This is a genomic window from Pedobacter nototheniae (assembly GCF_004335085.1).
Lineage (GTDB): Bacteria > Bacteroidota > Bacteroidia > Sphingobacteriales > Sphingobacteriaceae > Pedobacter > Pedobacter nototheniae.
In genome coordinates this window covers 38,766-55,207 of sequence record NZ_RQRS01000029.1, presented here as the reverse complement: position 1 = coordinate 55,207, position 16,442 = coordinate 38,766, and the positions used below count along the sequence as shown (strand labels likewise).

The 16,442-nt window shown below is 34.9% G+C and carries 16 protein-coding genes; 4 read left to right on the top strand and 12 right to left on the bottom strand.

What is annotated here, in order from left to right:
* Nucleotides 1-30: 30 nt before the first annotated feature.
* The 3 genes from def to EHC72_RS20285 form a co-directional block, all read right to left on the bottom strand.
* On the bottom strand, nucleotides 31-591 hold the full coding sequence (gene def / locus EHC72_RS20295; protein WP_131539549.1) for a peptide deformylase: 561 nt from the start codon (nucleotides 589-591) through the stop codon (nucleotides 31-33).
* A gap of 137 nt (nucleotides 592-728) precedes the next feature.
* Nucleotides 729-1,961, bottom strand: a complete 1,233-nt coding sequence (locus EHC72_RS20290; RefSeq protein WP_131539548.1) for a M16 family metallopeptidase — start codon at nucleotides 1,959-1,961, stop codon at nucleotides 729-731.
* A gap of 95 nt (nucleotides 1,962-2,056) precedes the next feature.
* Nucleotides 2,057-4,204: a S9 family peptidase gene (locus tag EHC72_RS20285; RefSeq protein ID WP_131539547.1), complete on the bottom strand. Its 2,148-nt coding sequence runs from the start codon at nucleotides 4,202-4,204 to the stop codon at nucleotides 2,057-2,059.
* Between the two features lie 118 nt (nucleotides 4,205-4,322).
* Here EHC72_RS20285 and proB point away from each other — a divergent pair, with 118 nt between their 5' ends.
* Complete coding sequence (gene proB / locus EHC72_RS20280; RefSeq protein WP_131539546.1) at nucleotides 4,323-5,402, top strand: glutamate 5-kinase; 1,080 nt, start codon at nucleotides 4,323-4,325, stop codon at nucleotides 5,400-5,402.
* Nucleotides 5,403-5,419: 17 nt separating this feature from the next.
* Nucleotides 5,420-6,667, top strand: coding sequence for a glutamate-5-semialdehyde dehydrogenase (locus EHC72_RS20275; RefSeq protein ID WP_131539545.1), 1,248 nt, complete (start codon nucleotides 5,420-5,422; stop codon nucleotides 6,665-6,667).
* A gap of 89 nt (nucleotides 6,668-6,756) precedes the next feature.
* Here EHC72_RS20275 and EHC72_RS20270 read toward each other — a convergent pair whose 3' ends face one another.
* Nucleotides 6,757-8,139 (bottom strand): MBL fold metallo-hydrolase RNA specificity domain-containing protein, encoded by a 1,383-nt coding sequence (locus tag EHC72_RS20270; RefSeq protein ID WP_131539544.1) that lies wholly within the window; start codon nucleotides 8,137-8,139, stop codon nucleotides 6,757-6,759.
* Between the two features lie 136 nt (nucleotides 8,140-8,275).
* Here EHC72_RS20270 and EHC72_RS20265 point away from each other — a divergent pair, with 136 nt between their 5' ends.
* The gene (locus EHC72_RS20265) at nucleotides 8,276-8,521 is read left to right on the top strand and encodes a hypothetical protein (protein WP_131539543.1); all 246 of its coding nucleotides are present in this window, start codon (nucleotides 8,276-8,278) and stop codon (nucleotides 8,519-8,521) included.
* Nucleotides 8,522-8,531: 10 nt separating this feature from the next.
* Here the strand turns inward: EHC72_RS20265 and EHC72_RS20260 are convergent, their stop codons facing one another.
* The 5 genes from EHC72_RS20260 to EHC72_RS20240 are packed head-to-tail and all read right to left on the bottom strand — an operon-like array spanning nucleotide 8,532 to nucleotide 12,427.
* Nucleotides 8,532-9,266, bottom strand: coding sequence for a hypothetical protein (locus tag EHC72_RS20260; protein WP_131539542.1), 735 nt, complete (start codon nucleotides 9,264-9,266; stop codon nucleotides 8,532-8,534).
* The gene (locus EHC72_RS20255; protein WP_211660338.1) at nucleotides 9,259-9,918 is read right to left on the bottom strand and encodes a SanA/YdcF family protein; all 660 of its coding nucleotides are present in this window, start codon (nucleotides 9,916-9,918) and stop codon (nucleotides 9,259-9,261) included. The genes EHC72_RS20260 and EHC72_RS20255 overlap by 8 nt, the downstream gene beginning before the upstream one ends.
* A gap of 18 nt (nucleotides 9,919-9,936) precedes the next feature.
* Nucleotides 9,937-10,614, bottom strand: coding sequence for a hypothetical protein (locus tag EHC72_RS20250; RefSeq protein ID WP_131539541.1), 678 nt, complete (start codon nucleotides 10,612-10,614; stop codon nucleotides 9,937-9,939).
* Nucleotides 10,615-10,618: 4 nt separating this feature from the next.
* Nucleotides 10,619-11,431 (bottom strand): XAC2610-related protein, encoded by an 813-nt coding sequence (locus EHC72_RS20245; RefSeq protein ID WP_131539540.1) that lies wholly within the window; start codon nucleotides 11,429-11,431, stop codon nucleotides 10,619-10,621.
* A 54-nt stretch (nucleotides 11,432-11,485) separates the two neighbouring features.
* Entirely contained in the window at nucleotides 11,486-12,427 is a 942-nt protein-coding gene (locus EHC72_RS20240; RefSeq protein WP_131539539.1) for a phytanoyl-CoA dioxygenase family protein, read from the bottom strand.
* A 96-nt stretch (nucleotides 12,428-12,523) separates the two neighbouring features.
* Between EHC72_RS20240 and EHC72_RS20235 the strand changes: the two genes are divergently transcribed.
* Nucleotides 12,524-13,027 (top strand): hypothetical protein, encoded by a 504-nt coding sequence (locus EHC72_RS20235; RefSeq protein ID WP_131539538.1) that lies wholly within the window; start codon nucleotides 12,524-12,526, stop codon nucleotides 13,025-13,027.
* Between the two features lie 24 nt (nucleotides 13,028-13,051).
* On the opposite strand, the gene EHC72_RS20230 is transcribed toward EHC72_RS20235, so the two are convergent.
* From EHC72_RS20230 to EHC72_RS20220, 3 genes are all read right to left on the bottom strand, one after another.
* Nucleotides 13,052-13,690 (bottom strand): XAC2610-related protein, encoded by a 639-nt coding sequence (locus EHC72_RS20230; RefSeq protein ID WP_131539537.1) that lies wholly within the window; start codon nucleotides 13,688-13,690, stop codon nucleotides 13,052-13,054.
* A 7-nt stretch (nucleotides 13,691-13,697) separates the two neighbouring features.
* On the bottom strand, nucleotides 13,698-14,687 hold the full coding sequence (locus EHC72_RS20225; RefSeq protein ID WP_131539536.1) for a hypothetical protein: 990 nt from the start codon (nucleotides 14,685-14,687) through the stop codon (nucleotides 13,698-13,700).
* 123 nt (nucleotides 14,688-14,810) lie between these two features.
* Nucleotides 14,811-16,349, bottom strand: a complete 1,539-nt coding sequence (locus EHC72_RS20220) for a YifB family Mg chelatase-like AAA ATPase (RefSeq protein ID WP_131539535.1) — start codon at nucleotides 16,347-16,349, stop codon at nucleotides 14,811-14,813.
* Between the last annotated feature and the right edge of the window lie 93 nt (nucleotides 16,350-16,442).

Below are 16,442 nucleotides of genomic sequence, written 5' to 3'. Positions count from 1 at the left end.
AGGAGCAAATTTTCGTTGCTCCTTTTTTATTTATCTTTTTTTGCTCTTGTTCGGAAATTTCATTTTGTAATCCGTTTTGATGTTTCCTTTTGAGATGGCATCTAGCTTGCTTTTAAGCATCGTTTTACGTAAAACACTTACTTTATCGGTAAATAATTTACCTTCAATATGATCGTATTCATGTTGAATTACGCGGGCTGCTAATCCATCTACATCTTCGGTATGTTCCACCCAGTTTTCATCCAGATAGTGTACTTTAATGTTTGGCTTACGTGAAATATTTTCGCGAATATCAGGAATACTTAAACAGCCTTCATTAAAAAACCAGGGTTCGCCAGTTTCCTCTAAAATCTGCGCATTGATAAAAACTCTTTTATAGCCTGGATTTCCGTCATCATCTACACCTGTATCAACAATAAACAGCCTGATTGGCAAACCAATTTGTGGAGCAGCTAAACCAACACCATTTGCATAATACATGGTATCAAACATGTTGGCAATTAGTTCCTTTAATTCAGGGTAATCTTTTTCTATATCAGTTCCTACTTTCTTTAAAACCGGATCTCCGTAGGCTACTATTGGTAATTTCATTTTGGTAATATTTTTTCAGATCGTAAGTCTGAGTTATTAATTTTTTACTTGTCAATCAGTAATTATTTAGGCTTTAAGTGATTTCAAAAAGCTTTTGCTGATGATGTTATAAAGATTTGATTCTACAAAAATAAGAATTATTCCCCTATTGGACAGAATGTAAAAATGTTAAGCTTGTCTTTATCTAATACTTCCGCACTTATTTCTGCAATTTCATCGGTTGTAACCGCATTAATTTTGGCAAATACAGTTTCTAAACTATCAATTTTATCATGATCGATCAGGCTTTTTGCCATAGCAATGATTAAACCAATTCTGTTTTCTTCTCCAAGTGCAATTTGACCAATAAATTTATTTTTAGCTTTTTGTAGCTGTAAATTATTCAGCGGATTATCTCTTAATTTTTTAATTTCCTTAAAGATAAGTGAAAGTGCTTTTTGTTGCTTTTCACGATCGGTGCCAAAATAAATGGTAAATATTCCAGTATCGCTAAGGGGAGAAAACCCTGATTCTATGGTATACGCGATTCCATACTTTTCTCTAATCTGTAAATTAAGAACGGAGCTCATGCCGTTGCCACCGAAATAATTGTTTAAAAGCAATAATCCGGCTTTATATGGATGATGAGTTGAATAAGTTTGTGCGCCCAATAAGCAATGCGCTTGGGTAATAGGCTTGTATATCGTTTTATTTTCGGCTTGATGAAGGATAGGCTTTACACGTTCTTTTAACGGTGAGTTTTCTGGAACATCGGCAAAATGCTTTGAACCATTATTTACAACCGTTTTAAAGCTGTAATTTCCTAAAACGGCAACAACAATTTCACTGGTTTTATAATTTTCCTTTCTGAAATTGATAATGTCTTCACGTGTAAAATTCTCAACAGTTTCTGTTGTACCTAAAATGTTATGACCAAGCGGGTGACCTGCAAAAAGCAAATCTTCGAAATCATCATTAATTGCTTCTTCGGGCTGATCGATATACGAAGAAATTTCATCTAAAATTACGCCCTTTTCTTTATCCATTTCATCTTCAGGAAAGGTAGAATGAAAAATTATATCATTAAAAAGATCTAAAGTACGACCGAGATAAGGATTTAGAAACGAGGCATGAACACAGGTATATTCTTTGGTGGTGTAGGCATTTAAATCTGCACCAACACTTTCTAACCGGTTTAAAATCTGATTGGTACTGCGCTTTTCGGTACGTTTAAAGATTAAATGTTCTATAAAATGCGCAAGTCCTGCTTTTTGGTCAGACTCATCGCGAGAACCCGTATTTACGATAATACAGGCATGAGATATAGTTGAAGCCGAGGGCACATGTAATAAGCGGATGCCGTTAGGCAGCGTATGAACGTTGTATTCCATTGATTTGCAAAGATAAGCATTTGCACCCTACCTAAAGCGCAAAGTGCAAATGCCATCCGTCAGCATACTGTTATAAATTCTGATTGGGCAGATTTTTATTTGTTTATCCCTTCCAGGGCGAAAAAGAACGCATAAGTTAAGGCTTCATCTTTCAGGTAATCAAAACGACCAGATGCCCCGCCGTGCCCAAATTCCATATTGGTTTTAAGCAGCAAAACATTTTTATCGGTTTTGTTGGCTCTAAGCTTTGCTACCCATTTCGCAGGCTCAAAATATTGCACCTGACTATCGTGCAATCCTGTTGTAACGAGCATATTTGGGTATGCTTTTTTCTCCACATTTTCATACGGAGAATAGCTTTTCATGTACTCATAAGCTGCTTTTTGCTTAGGATTTCCCCACTCATCAAACTCATTGGTGGTTAGTGGAATACTTTCATCCAGCATGGTATTAATTACATCAACAAAAGGAACATCGGCTACAATACCGTTCCATAAATTAGGTGCCATATTTGCCACTGCACCCATTAATAAACCACCAGCACTACCTCCAGTTGCATATAAATGCCCTTTTGAAGTGTATTTCTGCTCAATTAAATATTCACCACAGGCAATAAAATCTGTAAAAGTGTTTTTCTTTTTCATCAGTTTGCCATCTTCATACCATTGGCGGCCTAGCTCCTGCCCTCCCCTTATATTGGCAATTGCATATACAAAGCCACGGTTTAACAAGCTTAACCTTACCGAAGAGAAATAAACATCAGAGTTTGATCCATATGAGCCATAGCCTTCAAGCAATAACGGCGATGTTCCATCCTTTTCTGTACCTTTTTTGTAAACCAAAGCAATCGGAATTTTTGTTCCATCTTTTGCAGTGGCAAAAACACGCTCAGTTATATAATCTTTAGGATTGTAGCCACCAATAACTTGCTGTTGTTTCATTAATTTCTGATCTTTTTTCTCCAAATCATAATCGTAAACAGAGCTTGGTGTAGTTAAAGAGGTATAGTAATACCGAATCGTTTTACTGCTGTATTCAGGGTTTGAGCCTACACTGGCATCATAAGCTGGTTCGTCAAATTTGATGTAATAATCACTACCATCTCTTTTTTGAACACGAAGATCTGTTAAGCCATTTTTACGTTCGGATAGTACAATATAATCCTTAAATTCTTCTACATTTTCTATTAAAACATCTTTGCGGTGTGGAATAACTTCCTTCCAGTTTTCTTTTGAAGTTTTATCTAATGGACATTCCATCAAGCGGAAGTTTTTAGCATTCCAGTTGGTTAAAATCAAAAATTTATCATCAAGTGGCGTAACATTATATAACACATCTTTAGTTCTTGGTTGAAAAACCTTAAATGAACTTTCAGGCTGGTCGGCATTAATTAATTGCCATTCAGAAGTTAGGGTTGCTTCTGAAACGATATATATCCATTTTCCATTTTTAGATTTTCCTATGCCGATATAATTGCTGTTATCTTTTTCATTATACACAACCACATCTTTTTTCGCATCAGTGCCCAGAGTATGTTTTTTTATATTTTCACTAAGGAGGGTAACTGGATTGTTTGCCGTGTAAAAAATGGTTTTGTTGTCATTTGCCCATACACTGGCTCCATCTGTATTGGTAATGGCATCTTTGTAAACTTCTCCTGTTTCTAAGTTTTTAATATTAATTGTGTACTGTCGGCGAGAAACCTGATCTACTCCATAAGCCAATAGCTTATTATCTGGGCTAACACTAAAACCCGTTGCACTGTAGAAAGAATGCCCTTTTGCAAGTTCATCTACATCTAAAAGTACCTCTTCTTTTGCTGTTAAACTTCCCTTTTTACGGCAGTATTTAAAGTATTGCTTTCCATCTTCGGTTCGGGTATAATAAAAATAGCCATTCCTAAATACCGGTACAGATTCGTCTTTTTCCTTTATTCGGGCTTTCATTTCCTTAAATAAATCACCCTGAAATTTTTCCGTGCCCTTCATCATGGCATCCAAATAAGCATTTTCTGCTTTCAGGTAATCTACAACTTTTGTACTATCAGGGCCTTTTTTGAAGTAATCGATCATCCAATAATAGTTATCTACTACGGTATCGCCATGTATAACTCTGTCTTTCTTAATAATTTCTGCCACTGGGGCTTTAGCATCGGGCCATTTGTATGGATTCATTTTTTCTTTTTGATTTTTGCAGGCAGTTATTGTGCTTAACAAAAGTAAGCAAGGGATATATAACTTCATAAGAGGTTGATTTTATGGTTAATGCAATTTATAAAAAACAATGAATAAATAGCATTCACGTTACGCAATTAAAAAACAAATATTAAATTGCCTTTTTTATCATCGTACCAAGCAGAAAATGAAGTTAAGCTACAAGAAAATCATCGTTAAAATTGGATCAAATGTTATTACTCAGGCAAATGGATTGCCCGATGAAAACAGAATAAAACACCTTGTGGATCAGCTTGCAATGATTAAAAAGCTTGGAATTGAAGTTATTCTGGTTTCCTCAGGGGCGGTTGCTTCCGGGAGGAGTTTAATTTCTATTTCTGAAAAGCAAGATGCCGTTGCTTCGAGACAATTACTAGCTGCAATTGGCCAGGTAAAACTGATTAATACCTATTCGTCTTTTTTCGAAAAGCATCAAATAAAATGCGCCCAGGTTTTGGTTACCAAAGAAGATTTTAGAGATAGAGCACATTACCTGAACATGAAAAACTGTATGCAAATTATGTTGCAGCACGATGTGATTCCGGTAGTAAACGAAAACGACGTAGTTTCGGTAACTGAACTAATGTTTACCGATAATGATGAGCTTGCAGGGTTGATAGCTTCCATGCTTAACGCTGATGCACTGATTATTTTATCGAACGTAAATGGGATTTATAATGGCGATCCTAAGGTGGAAGGATCGACTGTTATTGAAGAAATTAAGGGCGATGTGGCTTATTTGAGTTCATTTATAAGCACAGGAAAATCACAATTTGGACGTGGTGGCATGATTACTAAATCTACCATGGCGCAAAAAGTGGCTAAACTGGGCATCTCTGTACATATTGCAAATGGAACTAAGGATAATATTTTAATAGATTTATTAAATGGAAATGTGATTCATACACGTTTTGTGCCTGAAAAAATAAAATCTGGTAAAAAGAAATGGATTGCGCACTCTGAAACCGCAGCTACAGGTATTGTTAAACTAAATGATGGTGCAAAAGCGGTTTTAACCTCAGGCAAGGCAACAAGTTTGCTTCCTGTTGGAATTATTGAGATACAATCGGACTTTTTAAAGGGCGATATTATCAAAATTGTAGATGAAAAAAATAAGCTAATTGGGCTGGGAATTGCAGAATATGGATCAGACAAGGCCAGAGAAAGAATTGGACAAAAGAAGCAAAAGGCTTTAGTTCATTACGATTATTTTTATTCAGCGATTTAATATACATATACTAAAAAATGGAGTACCAACAATATTTTGAAAATGCTAGGAAAGCAAGTCGTGGGATGGCAGCATTATCTAAGGAAAAAGTAAATCATGTGCTTTTAGATTTAGCTTCCATGCTGGTTAGTGAAGCGAAAACTATTTTACAGGAGAATGAAAAAGACCTTGCTAAAATGCCTGTTGAAGATCCAAAATACGACCGTTTAAAGCTTACCGAAGATCGGATTAGAGCAATTGCTGCCGATGTAGAAAATGTAACTGGTTTAGTAAGCCCGTTGGATGAAATTCTTTCAGAAAAAGTGCTGGATAATGGATTGAATTTAAAAAAGGTTCGGGTTCCGCTTGGTGTTGTTGGCGTAATTTATGAAGCCCGTCCGAATGTTACCGCCGATGTATTTTCTTTATGTTTTAAAACTGGAAATGTTGCTGTTTTAAAAGGTGGTAGCGATGCTGAATTTTCAAATCTCGCCATCACTAAAATTATTCATGAAGTATTAGAAAAACATCATATTAACAAAAATGTATTGGTGTTATTACCTATTGAAAGACCCGCAACCGAAGCGTTATTAAATGCCGTAGGTTTTGTTGATGTTTTAATTCCTAGAGGAAGTCAATCTTTAATTAACTACGTTAGAGCGAACAGCAAAATTCCAGTAATAGAAACTGGAGCAGGCATTGTACATACTTATTTTGATGAAACAGGAGATTTGGAAAAAGGCAAGGCCATTATTTTAAATGCTAAAACTCGTAGAGTTAGCGTTTGCAATGCTTTAGATTGTGTTTTAATCCATCATAATAGATTAAATGATTTACCTGCATTGCTCACACCTTTGGCTAATGCAAATGTTGAACTTTTTGCAGATGCAGAGAGTTACAAAATATTAAAGCAATCTTACCCTGAAGCACTTTTAAACAACGCTACAGCAGAAAGTTTCGGTACAGAGTTTTTATCGCTTAAAATGGCGGTTAAAGTGGTTAATGGTTTAAATGATGCGTTGGATCATATTGTTGAATATAGTTCGAAACATAGTGAAGCCATTATTGCCGAGGATGCCGAAACAATTACCCGTTTTTTAAATGAGGTTGATGCTGCCGCGGTTTATGCAAATGCATCCACAGGTTTTACCGATGGAGCACAGTTTGGTTTGGGCGCTGAAATAGGTATTAGTACTCAAAAACTCCATGCCCGTGGACCAATGGGACTTGATGAATTAACCAGCTATAAATGGGTAGTTCGTGGTGATGGACAAGTAAGAAAGTAAAACTTTAAGCTTCTGATTTTGAGTCTACCAAATTAGTTTTATAAACCCCACATACTTTTAAAAACTGTGGGGTTTATAACTTGCTGATGCTACAATTCAAAAACCTCTCCTCTTTCGGGGATAGAAACTGTAAATCCTTCTTCTTGTAAAGCTGTAGATAAACTCTTTAAGCTACTGTCTTCACCATGCACCAGAAACACTTTTTTTGGATGCCCAGTTTGCTTTACGGTTTTAATCAAATCGTTATGATCGCCATGACCGCTTAATAAATCGGTTTGACGAATAGTTGCATAAACCATCATTTCTCGATCTTTAATTTTCACAATAGGATCGCCACGTAATAACTTATTTCCTAAGGTTCCTTTAGCGCAGTAGCCGATAAAAAGAATGGTACAATAATAATTTTGGATATTGTAATAAAGATGATCCTGAATGCGGCCACCTTCCAGCATTCCAGCTGAAGAAATGATAATGCAGGGATCAAAATAATTGGAAACATCCTTACTTTCTTTCATGGTTTGAACGTAGGCAAGATGCTCAAATTCAAATTCATCACCCATGGTTTGGTAAAAATCTTTCGCTTCTTGATTAACAAGATTATGGTGTTTACGATAAATTTCTGTCGCCTGCACAGCCATTGGGCTATCTACAAAAATTTGAATTGGTGGCAATAATTTTTTGGTAAAAATTTGGTTTAAAGCAAAAACCAGAGATTGCGTTCTTCCGATACTAAACGCAGGAATAATTAATCTGCCTGGGCTTTTTATGCAAGCTTCTGTAATTTCTTTTATTAAACGCTCTTCAAGGGTTTGATCTTTGGTGTGGAAACGACCGCCATAAGTAGATTCACTCACGAGGTAATCCACTTCAGGTAAAGCTTCTGGATTAGTTAATACAGGATAATTTTCTCTGCCAATATCGCCGGTAAAGGCAATTTTCTTTTCTTCGCCATGCTCATTTATAGTTAATACAGCTGCGGCGGCTCCAAGCAAGTGCCCAACTGGTATAAAAGTTAAGCTGATATCTCCGTTAATGCGAAAAGGTTTATTAAAAGCAATGGTTACAAATCTATCGATGGTATCCATTACGTGTTTTTGCAAATACAGCGGTTTCGGACCGCTAAAATTACCTCGTTTTGTACGAGGCTTACGTTTTTCTTTACTTAGAAAAATATTAACAGAATCAAACAATAAAATTGCAGTTAAATCTGCTGTTGGTGCGGTACATAAAACTTGCCCATCAAAACCCATTCTTACCAATGTAGGTAAATTGCCCGAGTGATCAATATGGGCATGTGTTAAAATAACTAAGCTTATACTTGATGGATCAAAGGGGAAATGTTGATTTTCTTCCTGATAGGTATCTTTCTCATAATCAAGGCCGCAATCGATTAGTATTTTATATTGTCCAACTTCAAGCAGGTGCATACTTCCTGTTACTTGTTGTGCTGCGCCCCAAAACGTTAACTTCATCTTTCTTTTCTATAGGGTTATCCAGGTGTAAAGTAGTATAATTGGTTCAATTTTTAAGCAAATTGGGGTAATTTTTTTAATGGACTAAATTTTATGGCGTTAAAAAGTATAGCTTATCTTTGCAAGAAAAAAAGTTATGCAAGAACCTTTTGATGTAGAAGTTGGACCAATTACATATGCGGTATTTCCGGAAGGGAATGATACTTATACCATTTTTAAAAATGGCAAAGAATACATTCAGATTTTAAAGGATACTTCGTCTATCTGGTTAAAGTTGGATTATAAAACTGAACTTCCAATTTTTGAGGAGGATGAAGAAGTAAATGCAATCGGTACCGCCATTTCAAATTACACTCCAGAGGAGGAAGACGAGGAAGAGTAGTTTTTGGCTATCATTTATCCTGATTCATAAAACTTTCAAAAGCATCCTCTGTGATGCTTTGTAAATCCAATAGTTTGCGACGCTTTAACGGTGTCCACTTTGTTTTTGGCTTATTTACTTTATCATCAAACATGTTTCCACCGGTGGTATTGCTTTGCTTAAAGGTAGAAAAGTTGCTGCTGGTTTCGTACATTTCTCCTGATGAACGATGGTAACTCCTATCGTCAGCACCAATTAATTCGAAGCGATTATTTTGATAGCGAAAAGTATAATCTTGGGTAGTTACTTCCCAAGAGCCACAAGAAAGGAAATATTGAAATGATAAGTTCAGCAATCCTTTTTTAATAAATACTGCACCTGTTTCGCTTAAAGGGTCTTCCAGACAGCTATTTTGCATAGAATTTTTAGTAGGAATAAACTTGGTGTTTTCTGCAACAAGATCGTAACCAGTTTTGTTTTTCAATAAAATCAATAATTTTCTGGGATTGATATTTAGAAGTTCTCCACCCATTCCATCGTTTTTAACAATATTTTCAGGGTTTGTATTTTCGATTATTATAGCTTCATCAGGCAAAAAATCTTTATTTAAATCGCCTTTGGCTGTATAAATTATTTTCCATCCTTTTGGTACAAATGCATTTACTGTAGCGGCTGATTTTTTGATAACCGGGTTATCGCTTTGCGCAAATAAGCTGTTACAAATAAGCGTAACTAATAGAAGGCAAAGTATATTTTTATTAATCATTTTTGGTATAATTTGAAGGACCGTTAATGTTGATGGTTTCGCCCATAAAGTGTGGGTTTCTATTTCTGGCAACGTCCAATACTGATTTCACGATAGCAAAACTTTCTCTAAAACGTACATAGTTGTAACCTGGATAAGTGCCTTGGTTTGCCACGAAGCCATAGGATTTTATACCCAATTTATTGCCAATATAAATGGCTCTGTTTAGGTGATATTTTTGTGAAACCAAAATGGCGGTATCCACTTTGAAAAGATTTTTTGCCCTATACATAGTGTAATAGCTATCGAAACCAGCATAATCGATGTAAATTTTTGTGGTATCAACACCATGTTCATAACAATAAATTTTCATTACCGTTAATTCATCGTGCGCATCATTGCCATTATCTCCAGATAATAAAAGTTTTTGAACCTTATTTTCTTTGTAAAGCTTAATGCCGGCATCCAGCCTATCCTTTAGGTATTTGCTTGGTTTATTATTGTTTATGCCTGCGCCAAAAATAATTGCCACATTGCTTTTTGGCAATCCATTTTGGTTGCTAAAAATAGAAGGATTTGTTTTAGATTTTACGTAATAATTAATGCCAAAAATAAAGGCAATTCCTGCAATAGCAAGATAAATTATAGGTTTGAGTAGTTTTTTTATTTTCACAATTACAATTTTTCTGTCTTATGGTTTACCTACATTAACTTTAAAAACATAACTGAATTTAAATTTTTTAAGAATTTTATTTTCGTAAAATTCCGGAGTGCTAAAGGTAGCTTTGCCGTAAAGTAGATCGTTAATGCCAATTTCTTTTTTGTTGAGGATAAACTCTTCAATGTTACAAATTAGATTTAGGTTTTCATTAAGGCTATCTGTTGATTTTACCTGAAAAATAGGATCGTATTTTCGCCAGTCCTCATAAATAATTTTCACTTTGTTTTTTACAACCATTATTTTAAATCTCGGGAAAAACACTCCTGTAAAAATGGTAAGTGTATCGCCTTGCAATATTGCCCCGCTATGATCTGGCTGATACAAATTTTCTGACGTACCAGGGTTTAGTTCTTCTTTGTTATTATTGATTATAATTTCATCAAACTTGGTAAAAATACTCCATCCAACTTTTGCATTTCCATTGAATAAACCTGTTGATTGTCTCTTTTTAATTAAACTATCCTCCTTGTTTTCCAGCTGGATTAGCTTCTCTTTATAAGGCTGCGGAAGCTTACTGAATGCGTTTTCAAAAGCAATTTTTGCTTGTGCATTATAAATTAATTCATTCTTTTTCTGCTGTGCATTTGTATTTATGGCAGCTAAAAAACATAAGGTCATCATTAGAAAGTTGAATAATTTTATTTTCATGGTTTTATTCAGGCTTCTGTAATACTAATTTTCCGGTTTTATCTATTTTATAAATGTAGGTTTTCCACCTTGCATTATCTTTGCAGGTAACGGCAAGTTTCTTTGCCTTTTTATCAACTTTTAAATTATTAAAATATCCACAACCAATATCTTCAGGTTCTTTTAATGGCGAAAATCTTTTCGTCGTCGGATTATAAATAAACACATTGTAAACAACATTTAAGCCTTCGCCATCGGTAACAGAAAAGGCTATATCATCAATTCCATCGAAATTATAATCATCAATGTAAACATAGCGGGGTTTCCCCTCGTTTACTTCATAAAGCTTAAATTTTTCCTCCTTTAAATCGGGATATTTTATAATTAAATCATCTTTAAAAAAGGTATAAAAATGGATTTGAATGCCGTGCAATAATGCCATGTTTTTACCTTCATATTTCTCGTTTTCATCAATTTCAAATTTAAACGTTCTTTGATCTTTATAGCGTAAATATTCCACATCAGAAATGGTTCTGAGCATCGAGGTAAGTTTATATTCGCCTGTGGCTTTTCCGTTAACAAGTTCAGTCCATTTATAATATTCAACATCAGGCTGATGATCTTCTCTTTGGCTGGTGTCTCTTTCGTAATGCTTTAATTTTAAGGCAATTGGTGATTTCTGTCCATCGTACCAAACGTAGGCACCTTTTTTATTGTGCCACCCAAAATGGAAGGAAAACGGTTTTTTTTCTCCTATGGAATTAAATTTAAAGGGTTGCGCATTGGCTTGTATCAAGCAGAAAAAGAATAGATTAAAAATTAGGATTGAGTATCGCATGTTAGTCTATTTTTGTAAAATTGCAGTAATAATGAGAACCATGTGAATTAACATTTAAAGCTTTGAAAAACTCACGTATTGTACAAAACGAGGGTGCGTTGATTTATTTTTACTTGCCGCATGTGGAAGTGTATTACGCCAAAGAATTACATCGCCTTTTTTGCCTGGTATAAATTCTCCAATTTGCTCTTCACGCATTTTATTGTGCGCTTGCTGCAGGTTTTCGAATGATTTTATCCAGTTTTTAAATTGATTATGAAAGCCAGGAACTGCTTTAAAAGCACCTCCGTTTTCGGGTACATCATCAAGGTAGACTAAGCCCTGAATATAATCTTCGTCTAAGCGGTTAAAGTCAATATCCCAATGTAATTTATCATGAGAAAACCGCCATTTGTCTGTTTCTGGTGGATTATAACTCAATTTATCTACATTGGCTATAATATCTGTATTGTTATAAAGTTCGGCAAATAGATTGAAAAGATTTGTATTGTATCTAATCTTATTAATGGCCTCATCTTGATAAAGTTGTACCATTAACCCATGCCAGTTTTCGTGGTTAAAATACCAGGTTTCGGGTTTAGAAAGATCAATATTTAGATAATTGCAAATGAGTTGTTTTACATCGTCGCAATGCGAATCAGGAAAAAGATTGCCTATTTTTAAATAACCATTAACTTTCCAAAATTGGAGTTGCTCTATACTTAAACCTCTCGGGATTTGGTGGTTGGTACTTATATTGTTTTGCGTCCAATGATTAAATTTTAAGGTGGCCTGTTCTACAAAATCTACTCCTTTAAGTGATGTAACCCATTGATTAAAATGTTCAGCATCTTTACACGCTCCATAAATAAACTGAAACGTTTCCAACTTACCCAAGCCAAAAATACTCAGCCAAATTTCTTGTTTGCGGTCAAAATCAGGATCTAAAATCTTTCTCAAACCGGTTTTTAAATCGCTATGGTATTGGAAAATAGAATTGGTAAACTTATTTAACATGGAGAACGTTGGTAGAGATAAATTATTAGAATTTAATTATAAATTGAAGATATAAGTAAGGTAAAAACTAAATTAGTATTAAAAAATTAAATTAGCATGGAAAAAAACACCAGTCTTATCCTCTCATTTCTAAATGAGATTGGTTTAAAATATAGCTTAGAACCCATTTATACAGAAACTTTTTTACCTGGACTGAAATTAAGAACAGGAATACTAATTATAGATATGGAGAAGTTACTTTACCCAGGCGATATTTTGCACGAGGCTGGACATTTAGCGTGTATGCCCCCTGCTATAAGGCAAACGATGAGTGATAATTTGGAAAGTGGCGATTTGCATAATGGTGGTGAAATGATGGCAATTGCATGGTCTTACGCGGCCTGTGTTTATTTAAAAATAGATCCTGAAATAGTTTTTCATGAAAATGGTTATAAAAATGAATCCAAAAATCTTATCGAAAACTTTAAGGGTTCAAATGGAATTGGTATGTCTCTTTTGCAATGGCTCGGAATGGCTTATGATGAAAAGCAAGCCATTGTAAAAGGCGTTAAGCCCTATCCTACCATGCAGATGTGGTTGTGTACCGAGAGGCCTGCATAATTACGAATTCTTATAACCCTTTAACTATTTAATTTTGTTAGCTTTTAAAATCTGATTAATCTTCTTGTCTAAATCCAAGTCATCCGTATCTTCAAAAGAGCTACCAATTTGATTAATCATATTATTTTTGAGCTTATAAATACTATAATGATTTGTGCCCGCTAGCGCATACGATAATATAATTTTATGCTTTTTATCGTAAGTCGGATTTACAATATTTTCGAAATCTTTTATTCGGGTTAGCTTATGTTCCTTAGGATTTTTTAGGAGTAGCATGAAAAATGAATTGCCACCTCTGCCGCCACTATTCATATAAATTACCATGTCTTTTATGCCATCTCCGTTATAATCTATATATTCAATGTTATCCTTAATTAGGCGCATAAATAAGTGTGTTTTCCAGAAAATCTGATCCGAAGATCCATTGTTTTTTCCAAAATAGATATTAGTGTTTTCACCTTTAATACCTGTAATTTCTTCACCTAATTCATCTTCAATATTTTGAATAGCCAAAACATAGCGCTTATCCGTAAAGGGATGATAATAGTACCAATTGCCTTTTGCTTTAGGCTGATGGAAAACTTTCTTTCCTGATTGAGCAAAAGCCAAATTTTGAAAACCACATAATGTCAATATTGAAAGGATTACTATTCTAATCAACATATAATTGCTATTTTTTGGTAGAAACCTGTACGCTTGTTACATATTTATTGTTGTAAAAACCAAGCTGTACATAATATTGATTTACCTTAAATTCTAAAATTAAAAAAGCTTTTGATTCCGTTGCGCTTACTTCTGTAGTTTCCTGGTGCCAGGTAGGTTTGTATTTTGCAAACTTAGATTTGCATTGATCAAAAGTAGATTCATTAAATATTAATCCTAAAGGCAATCCAGAAATTTTTTCATCACCAAAATAAGCAATACTCGCGTACTGATTCTTGTCTTTTAAACGCGAATAAATAAGGTTAACTTCATTTTCTAAATCCCATATATAGTAAATGCCCTTTTCGCAAAGCTCGTTTTCGGCAGTTCGAGGTTCAAAACCTAATTTTTTTGTAAAGTAATCTACGGTTACTGGTAAAGGAATCATTTTATTTTTATCCAGTAATTTACCTAAATCAGCGTTAGTGCTTTGATTGGTCGCTGCGGCTTCGGCAACATCTACAGCTTCTTCAGTACTAGTGGTGCCAATAATATATTCTTCTTTATCGGTATTGCGCTCGATAAAGTTTTTTAGCATTTTCTCAAGTTTTCCGCTTGATGTGGTTTTAGTCGCATCAATTTGAGACTTTGAAATCTTATCTGCATCAATTTTTGCTAACCTTACTTTAACAACGGTTTTATTGGCGCTTATTTTTTTAAGGGTTATATTCCAGGTTGATGATACGGTTGCTTTTGTGGGCTTACTTTTATACTTGATTAGTAAAAAATTATCTTTTTGCGTTAATCCATACTGCTCCTTATTTATGGCAATATCCGTAGCAAACATATTGTCACTTTTTACAGCATCAAATTCCTGGTTGGCCAATTGGCTTTGAAATTTACTAACCAAATCTATTGTTGTGTTAAAATTTTTGGATACAGTAAATTCTTTTTCTTGAGCGAAAGAGAGGCTTGCCTTTAACAAAAGCAAGCCAAGGATAAGGTGTTTAATTTTCATAGGTAGGATGATAACTGAATATTATTTTTATTAAAGCTACAATTGAAAACTTTAATAAAAAGTAATATTTGCTATTTGCCGTCCTTTTTCAGCTATTTGCCAGTTTTATATGATTATTCGTAATTATCCTGCCCAGCCATCCCTATCTAAGCTTCGGTAATTTATAGATTCTGCTAAGTGCTCTAATTCTACATTTTCGCTGTTTGCTAAATCTGCAATGGTGCGTGCTACTTTCAAAATCCTATCATATGCTCTTGCAGATAAACCGAGCCGTTCCATTGCGGTTTTTAAAAGTGTTTGGCCAGCTTCACTAATTTGGCAAACCTTACGAACCATTTTAGGACTCATTTGGGCATTACTGTGCAAACTCTCATGGTTTGCAAACCTAATATCCTGAATTTCTCTTGCTTTAATAACGCGAGCTCTGATTGATTCACTTTTCTCTGTATCTCTAGTTGATGCCAATTCGGAAAAACTAACTGGCGTTACTTCTACATGTAAGTCAATACGATCTAACAAGGGACCGGATATTTTACTTAAATATTTTTGAACAACACCAGGTGCACAAACACATTCTTTTTCTGGATGATTGTAAAAACCACATGGACATGGGTTCATAGATGCCACCAACATAAAGCTAGCAGGATATTCTACAGAAAATCTTGCCCTTGAAATAGCTACTTTCCGATCTTCAAGTGGTTGACGCATCACTTCCAAAACGGTTCTTTTAAATTCAGGGAGTTCATCTAAAAATAATACACCATTATGCGCTAAAGAAATTTCTCCAGGCTGTGGATTCATGCCTCCACCCACTAAAGCTACATCAGAAATGGTGTGATGCGGAGATCTGTACGGCCTAACCGTCATTAAAGCATCAGCTGCAGAGAGTTTGCCCGCAACAGAATGGATTTTTGTAGTTTCTAAAGCTTCGTGTAAGTTTAATGGAGGTAAAATAGTAGGTAAACGCTTAGCTAGCATGGTTTTACCCGCTCCCGGTGGTCCAATTAAAATTACATTATGACCGCCTGCCGCGGCTATTTCTAAAGCACGTTTAATATTTTCCTGCCCTTTTACATCAGCAAAATCATGTTCGTAATTACCTATATTTTTTAGAAACTCCTCTCGGGTATTGATTTTTGTCGGTAATAAATCACTGCTTTTATTGAAAATAGAAATCACTTCTGCTAAGGTTTCTACACCATAAGCATTTATACCATCAACTATTGCGGCTTCTCGTACGTTTTGTTTGGGTAAAATGAAACCTTTAAAGTTTTCATTTCTAGCTTGTATAGCAATTGGCAACGCACCTTTTATGGGCTGGATATTCCCATCTAATGACAGTTCGCCCATGATAAAATAATTTTCTAATTCATCAGCCAGTATTTGTCCTGAAGCAGCTAAAATGCCAATAGCTATTGGTAAATCATACGCAGAGCCTTCTTTTCTAATATCTGCGGGGGCAAGATTAACTACAATTTTTTGGCGTGGCATTCTAAAACCTGCAAGATGAATGGCACTTTCCACACGTTGCAAGCTTTCTTTTACGGCATTATCTGGCAGGCCTACCATAAAGTATTTATTGCCTGCACTTATACTTACTTCAACAGTAATGGTTAAAGCATTTACGCCGAAAACGGCACTTCCATAGGTTTTTACAAGCATTAATTCGTTTTTTACGATAAGAACGGGATGTAAATGCTGCGGGAGATTTGGGCTTTTTCCGAATATAGTAATTGTTTAGTGCATTTTAGCTTA

Coding starts and splice junctions, on each gene's coding strand:
- def (WP_131539549.1), bottom strand. CDS start 591: ATGAAATTACCAATAGTAGCCTACGGAGATCCGGTTTTAAAGAAAGTA.
- EHC72_RS20290 (WP_131539548.1), bottom strand. CDS start 1,961: ATGGAATACAACGTTCATACGCTGCCTAACGGCATCCGCTTATTACAT.
- EHC72_RS20285 (WP_131539547.1), bottom strand. CDS start 4,204: ATGAAGTTATATATCCCTTGCTTACTTTTGTTAAGCACAATAACTGCC.
- proB (WP_131539546.1), top strand. CDS start 4,323: ATGAAGTTAAGCTACAAGAAAATCATCGTTAAAATTGGATCAAATGTT.
- EHC72_RS20275 (WP_131539545.1), top strand. CDS start 5,420: ATGGAGTACCAACAATATTTTGAAAATGCTAGGAAAGCAAGTCGTGGG.
- EHC72_RS20270 (WP_131539544.1), bottom strand. CDS start 8,139: ATGAAGTTAACGTTTTGGGGCGCAGCACAACAAGTAACAGGAAGTATG.
- EHC72_RS20265 (WP_131539543.1), top strand. CDS start 8,276: ATGCAAGAACCTTTTGATGTAGAAGTTGGACCAATTACATATGCGGTA.
- EHC72_RS20260 (WP_131539542.1), bottom strand. CDS start 9,266: ATGATTAATAAAAATATACTTTGCCTTCTATTAGTTACGCTTATTTGT.
- EHC72_RS20250 (WP_131539541.1), bottom strand. CDS start 10,614: ATGAAAATAAAATTATTCAACTTTCTAATGATGACCTTATGTTTTTTA.
- EHC72_RS20245 (WP_131539540.1), bottom strand. CDS start 11,431: ATGCGATACTCAATCCTAATTTTTAATCTATTCTTTTTCTGCTTGATA.
- EHC72_RS20240 (WP_131539539.1), bottom strand. CDS start 12,427: ATGTTAAATAAGTTTACCAATTCTATTTTCCAATACCATAGCGATTTA.
- EHC72_RS20235 (WP_131539538.1), top strand. CDS start 12,524: ATGGAAAAAAACACCAGTCTTATCCTCTCATTTCTAAATGAGATTGGT.
- EHC72_RS20230 (WP_131539537.1), bottom strand. CDS start 13,690: ATGTTGATTAGAATAGTAATCCTTTCAATATTGACATTATGTGGTTTT.
- EHC72_RS20225 (WP_131539536.1), bottom strand. CDS start 14,687: ATGAAAATTAAACACCTTATCCTTGGCTTGCTTTTGTTAAAGGCAAGC.
- EHC72_RS20220 (WP_131539535.1), bottom strand. CDS start 16,349: ATGCTTGTAAAAACCTATGGAAGTGCCGTTTTCGGCGTAAATGCTTTA.